The organism is Kribbella sp., assembly GCF_035687465.1.
In the GTDB taxonomy this organism is placed as follows: Bacteria; Actinomycetota; Actinomycetes; order Propionibacteriales; family Kribbellaceae; genus Kribbella.
The window spans coordinates 1-4,753 of sequence record NZ_DASRXP010000530.1 but is presented as its reverse complement, the minus strand read 5'-3'; the positions used below and the strand labels follow the sequence as shown (position 1 = coordinate 4,753).

The following is a 4,753-nucleotide window of genomic DNA, read 5'->3' as shown; positions in this document are numbered from 1 at the left end:
CGCTCCGCAGTTGCTCCTCGGGCGGCAGCGACACGTCCGGCGCAGTACGGAGCATCAACTCGGTGGCGGCTGCTTCGATCACGGCGAACTGGAAGTTCTTCTTCGACCCGAAGTAGTGGAACAGCAGCGCGGGGGAGACCTCCGCCTCGGCCGCTACCAGTTCGACCGACAGTTCGCGGTGTGGATCCGCGACGAGCACCCGGCGAGCGGCGTCCAGGATCTGGCTGCGGCGCTCCTCCGGCGGGAGACGCGGGGAGCGCAGTGGCGAGGCGTGCGTCATAGGGGCAGTCTATTGAGTAATGGCTCAACAAGCACCTACTGTTGAGTATCCACTCAACAGCCCGACAGACTCGGAGGCCGCGATGGCTGGCAAGGTCGTACTGATCACAGGCGCGTCCCGGGGGATCGGTGCGGGCGTTGCCCGGCGGCTGGCAGCTGGGGGTGACACGCTCGCGCTGGTCGGGCTGGAACCGGACGAACTGAAGAAGGTCGCCGAGGACTGCGGTCCGGACGCCGGCTGGTGGGAGGCCGATGTCACCGACACCGAGTCCTTGCGGGCCGCCGTCGAGGCCGTCGTCGCGCGGTACGGCCGGATCGATGTCGTGGTCGCGAACGCCGGGATCGCGGCGCCCGGGTTCAGCCGGAGCATGGACCCAGCCGTGTGGGAGCGCGTTCTCGACGTGGACCTGTACGGCGTGTGGCGCACCGTGCACCTGACCTTGCCGCATCTGCTGGCGAGCAAGGGATACCTACTGCTCGTCTCGTCCCTGGCCGCGATCGTCCAGATCCCGGGGATGGCTCCGTACAACGTGGCGAAGGCCGGGGTCGAAGCCATGGGCAACAGCCTCCGCACCGAACTGAAGCACCTCGGTGTCGATGTCGGGGTCGCGCACATGACGTTCGTCGACACCGACATGGTGCGTGGCGTGGACGAGCACCCGGTCTTCGGCAACGTCCGCACCGGCATACCGCTGGCCAGCCGGGTCTACCCGCTGGACTTCGCGGTCGAGAAATTCGGCGAGGGCATCAGAAAGCGCTCTCGCGTCGTGCACGTGCCGGGCTGGATCGGCCCGCTGAAGGCCTTCCGCGGGCTGATTCCTCACCTGGTCGAACTGGGCTCCCGTTTCCGGGTGCCGAAGGCGGACCGCGCCGCGCTGGCGGACATCGAGGCCCGCGGTGCCGCCGAATCCTCGCGAGCCTCGGGCGCCGGCGGCCGTGCAGACTCCCAGAAGGCCGCTGAGAAATGAGCCCGCAGCCCAGCGGAACGGGCCGCCAGTACGACGTGGTGCTCTTCGGGGCCACCGGGTTCACCGGAGCACTGACCGCGGAGTACTTCGCCAAGCATGCTCCGCCAGAGCTCAGCTGGGCGCTGGCCGGCCGCAACCTGACGAAGCTCGAGGCGGTTCGCTCCAAGCTCGGCGTCGAGGTCGATCTGCTCGAGGCCGACGTCGAGGAACCGGAAACGCTGAGAGCGATTGCCGAAGCGACCAGGATCCTCGTCACCACGGTCGGCCCCTACATCCGGTACGGCGAGCCGCTGGTCGCTGCCTGCGCGGAAGCCGGTACCGACTATCTCGACCTCACCGGCGAGCAGGAGTTCGTCGACAAGATGTACGTCGCTTACCACGCCAAGGCGGTCGAGACCGGCGCGCGGATCGTGCACTGCTGTGGGTTCGACTCGATCCCGTACGACCTCGGCGTGCAGTTCACCGTCGAGCAGTTGCCCGAGCGGGTGCCGATCCAGATCGAGGGCCTGGTCCGGGCCGGCGGGAAGCCCTCCGGCGGAACGCTGCACACGGCGATCACAGCCTTCTCCCGGGGCAAGCAGAACCTGGACGCACACCGTGCCAGGCGCCGGACCGAGCCGCGTCCGGAAGGACGAACGGTCAAGGCGGCGCCCGGCCGGATCCATCGCTCCCAGGGATTCTGGGCCGTGCCGTTGCCGACCGTCGATCCGCAGATCGTCCGCTACTCGGCGGCCTTGCTGGACGACTACGGCCCGGACTTCCGCTACTCCCACTTCGCCGCGGTCAAGCAGCTGCCGGTGGTTGCTGGAGGCATCGCCGGTATCGGCCTGCTGGTGGTCGCCGCGCAGATCCCACCGGCCCGCAAGGCCTTGCTGAACAGGATCAAGGCCGGTGAGGGACCGACCGAGCAGCGCCGGGCGAAGTCCTGGTTCAAGGTCCGGTTCGTTGGCTCGGGTGGCGGCAAGCGGGTGATCACCGAGGTGGCCGGTGGCGATCCGGGGTACGAGGAGACCGCCAAGATGCTGAGCGAGTGCGCGCTCTCTCTCGCCCTCGACGATCTCCCGAAGACTTCCGGCCAGGTCACCACCGCCGTCGCGATGGGCCCGGCGCTCCGCGACCGTCTCGTGACCGCCGGCATCACTTTCCGGGTCCTCAGCACCGAGGACTACTGACAGTGCGGGTCGCGTCGGCGGACGGGACAGGGTTGGCGGTCTATGAGTACGGCGACTCGGCCGCGCCGGTGCAGGTCCTGGCGCACGACTGGGGATCGATCCAGGCGTGGCATTTCGTCACCAGCGAGCAGCTCCGGGGGCGGATCACCTCGTTCGTGTCGATCTCGGGTCCTTCGCTGGACCACGCGGGCTACCTCCTTCGCGGCAGGCGGCATCCGGCGGAGTTGGCGAAGCAGTTGCTGCACTCCTGGTACATCTTCTACTTCCAGCTCCCGTGGTTGCCGGAGCGCGGCTGGCGCAAGGGCTGGGGCCATCGCGCCTTCGGGGGACGCGTTCGTCACCACGCCGCTGCAGACCGACGTGGCGCGCTGGGCGCCCAACCTCAGCGTGCAGGTGATCAGGGGCGGGCACTGGTTACCCCGGAACGATCCCGGACTCGTGGCCCGATTGACCTTGGAACACACCCGCCGAGTGGCAGGCTGGCGGGTATGAGAACGATTCTGAACCTGATCTGGCTGGTGCTGGCCGGTTTCTGGCTGGCGATCGGCTACGTGGTCGCCGGTTTGATCTGCTGCATCCTGATCATCACCATCCCGTTCGGCATCGCGTCGTTCCGGATCGCGGGGTTCGCGCTCTGGCCGTTCGGGCGGACCATGGTCGACCGGCCCGGCGCCGGGGCCGGCTCGGTGCTCGGCAACGTGATCTGGGTGATCTTTGCCGGCTGGTGGCTGGCGCTCGGGCACCTGGTCACGGGAATCGCTCTCTGCGTCAGCATCATCGGCATCCCGCTGGGCCTGGCGAACTTCAAGCTGATCCCGATCTCACTCCTCCCGCTGGGCAAGGAGATCGTCTCCACCGACGAGGCCTTCGGCGCCCGGTGAGATCGCTGACCGTCCTCGGGTCTTGTGGGGCGTGGCCGGAGCCGGGGCGGGCGTGTGCCGGCTTCCTGCTCGAGTACGACGGATTCAAGGTCGTGCTAGATCTCGGGTACGCCGCCTTGCCGCAGTTGCTGAAGTACTGCCCGGACGGCGAGGTCGACGCAGTGATCGTGACGCACCAGCACCCCGACCACTGTGTCGACGTGAGCGCCCTGGCCCGGGTCCGTCACTACCAAGCACCCGACGCCGCGCCGATTCCGCTCTACTGCCCGCCCGGCGTTCTCGACGTACTGCGTGCGCTCGAGCCGAATCCCGATCCCGCGACGGTGTTCGACGTACGGGATCTCGCCACGGCTGAGGAGATCGGACCGTTCCGGCTGGAGACCGTCCTCTTACCGCATTACGTGACGAACTTGGGAATTCGCCTCAGCGCACCCGGCGTGACAGTCGCGTACACCGGTGACAGCGGCCCATCGGCGGAGTTGCCCGTACTGGCTCGTGGCACCGACCTCTTCATCTCGGACGCAACGCTGCAAGGGGATTCGCCATCGACGACTCCGCGCTATGTGATGACCGCAGCCGAGGCGGCAACGGCAGCGGCCGGCGCAGAGCGGCTGCTGCTGACGCACTTCTGGCCGGGCTCGGATCGCGCTCTCTCCGTTTCCCAGGCACAGCACGTCTTCCCAGGCGAAGTGATCGCCGCCGACGAAGGCCTGGTCCTCACGCTGTGACCCCGCCACCTTGGGCACGGACCAGCCGCACTCACGCCGATTCCGGCGACTGATCCGTGCTCAAGGCCACGAGGGCAGGCTGAACAGCACCCGAGGGTCGCTCGGGCGTGTGGCGCGCTGAATCAGGACTTCTTGGATGCCTTTTCTACGATTTTTCGGACGTTGGTGAGGGTGCCGCAGTCCTTGTCGATCAGGCGGGCGCGTTCGGCGGCGAAGTCGGCGCCGAGGCGGTCCCGGTCCTCCTGGGTGACGTCCGTGCGGGCCGGGTTCAGGACGTCGCGCTCCTCTTCGTCGAGGTGGTGGGAGAGCGCTTCCGAGAGTTCGTGTTCCTTCTCGCTGAACTCCTCCGAGGACGTGTCCTCGACCTCCATCAACGCCAGCAGGGCCTCATTGCCCTCGTCGTGCTCGTGCTCGGAGTGCTCGACCTCTTCCGCGTCGATCGCCTTCTTCTTGCGCAACCGCGGATAGACCTTCGACTCCTCCGCCTCGGCGTGGGCGATCAATACGGTCGCCAGGTCCGCCAGCACGGCCGCGCGGTCGCTGCGCACGTCCCGCAGTTCGCGCAGCGCCTCCTCGAACCACCGGTGGTCGGCGAGGATGATCTCGACCACGTCACCACCGGTTTGCTGCAGGATCTTCGGCATCCGTCGACCTCCCAAGGCTCTCGCGTCCCAGCCCGGTACCCCGGCAAATTCGCCTGAAACGGTTAATCTGCGCTGATGGCA

Annotated in this window: 6 protein-coding genes; 4 read left to right on the top strand and 2 right to left on the bottom strand. The window is 67.7% G+C overall.

What is annotated here, in order from left to right:
* Positions 1 to 280, bottom strand: a 280-nt coding sequence (locus VFG33_RS28065) for a TetR/AcrR family transcriptional regulator (protein ID WP_325055974.1), incomplete at its 3' end; no start/stop codon positions are given.
* A gap of 82 nt (positions 281 to 362) precedes the next feature.
* Between VFG33_RS28065 and VFG33_RS28060 the strand changes: the two genes are divergently transcribed.
* Genes VFG33_RS28060 through VFG33_RS28045 form a run of 4 tightly spaced genes read left to right on the top strand, consistent with a single transcriptional unit; the run spans position 363 to position 4,028 of the window.
* On the top strand, positions 363 to 1,247 hold the full coding sequence (locus VFG33_RS28060) for an SDR family oxidoreductase (RefSeq protein WP_325055973.1): 885 nt from the start codon (positions 363 to 365) through the stop codon (positions 1,245 to 1,247).
* Positions 1,244 to 2,419, top strand: a complete 1,176-nt coding sequence (locus VFG33_RS28055) for a saccharopine dehydrogenase family protein (protein WP_325055972.1) — start codon at positions 1,244 to 1,246, stop codon at positions 2,417 to 2,419. The genes VFG33_RS28060 and VFG33_RS28055 overlap by 4 nt, the downstream gene beginning before the upstream one ends.
* A gap of 2 nt (positions 2,420 to 2,421) precedes the next feature.
* Positions 2,422 to 3,300: a YccF domain-containing protein gene (locus VFG33_RS41395; protein ID WP_524538154.1), complete on the top strand. Its 879-nt coding sequence runs from the start codon at positions 2,422 to 2,424 to the stop codon at positions 3,298 to 3,300.
* Positions 3,297 to 4,028, top strand: coding sequence for an MBL fold metallo-hydrolase (locus tag VFG33_RS28045; protein ID WP_325055971.1), 732 nt, complete (start codon positions 3,297 to 3,299; stop codon positions 4,026 to 4,028). The genes VFG33_RS41395 and VFG33_RS28045 overlap by 4 nt, the downstream gene beginning before the upstream one ends.
* A gap of 122 nt (positions 4,029 to 4,150) precedes the next feature.
* Here VFG33_RS28045 and VFG33_RS28040 read toward each other — a convergent pair.
* Positions 4,151 to 4,753: hemerythrin domain-containing protein (locus VFG33_RS28040; RefSeq protein WP_325055970.1), on the bottom strand; the 603-nt coding region annotated here is incomplete at its 5' end.

What these genes read in the sequence shown, in the direction of transcription:
- VFG33_RS28055 (WP_325055972.1), top strand. Translation starts at nt 1,244, where the DNA reads ATGAGCCCGCAGCCCAGCGGAACGGGCCGCCAGTACGACGTGGTGCTC.
- VFG33_RS28060 (WP_325055973.1), top strand. Translation starts at nt 363, where the DNA reads ATGGCTGGCAAGGTCGTACTGATCACAGGCGCGTCCCGGGGGATCGGT.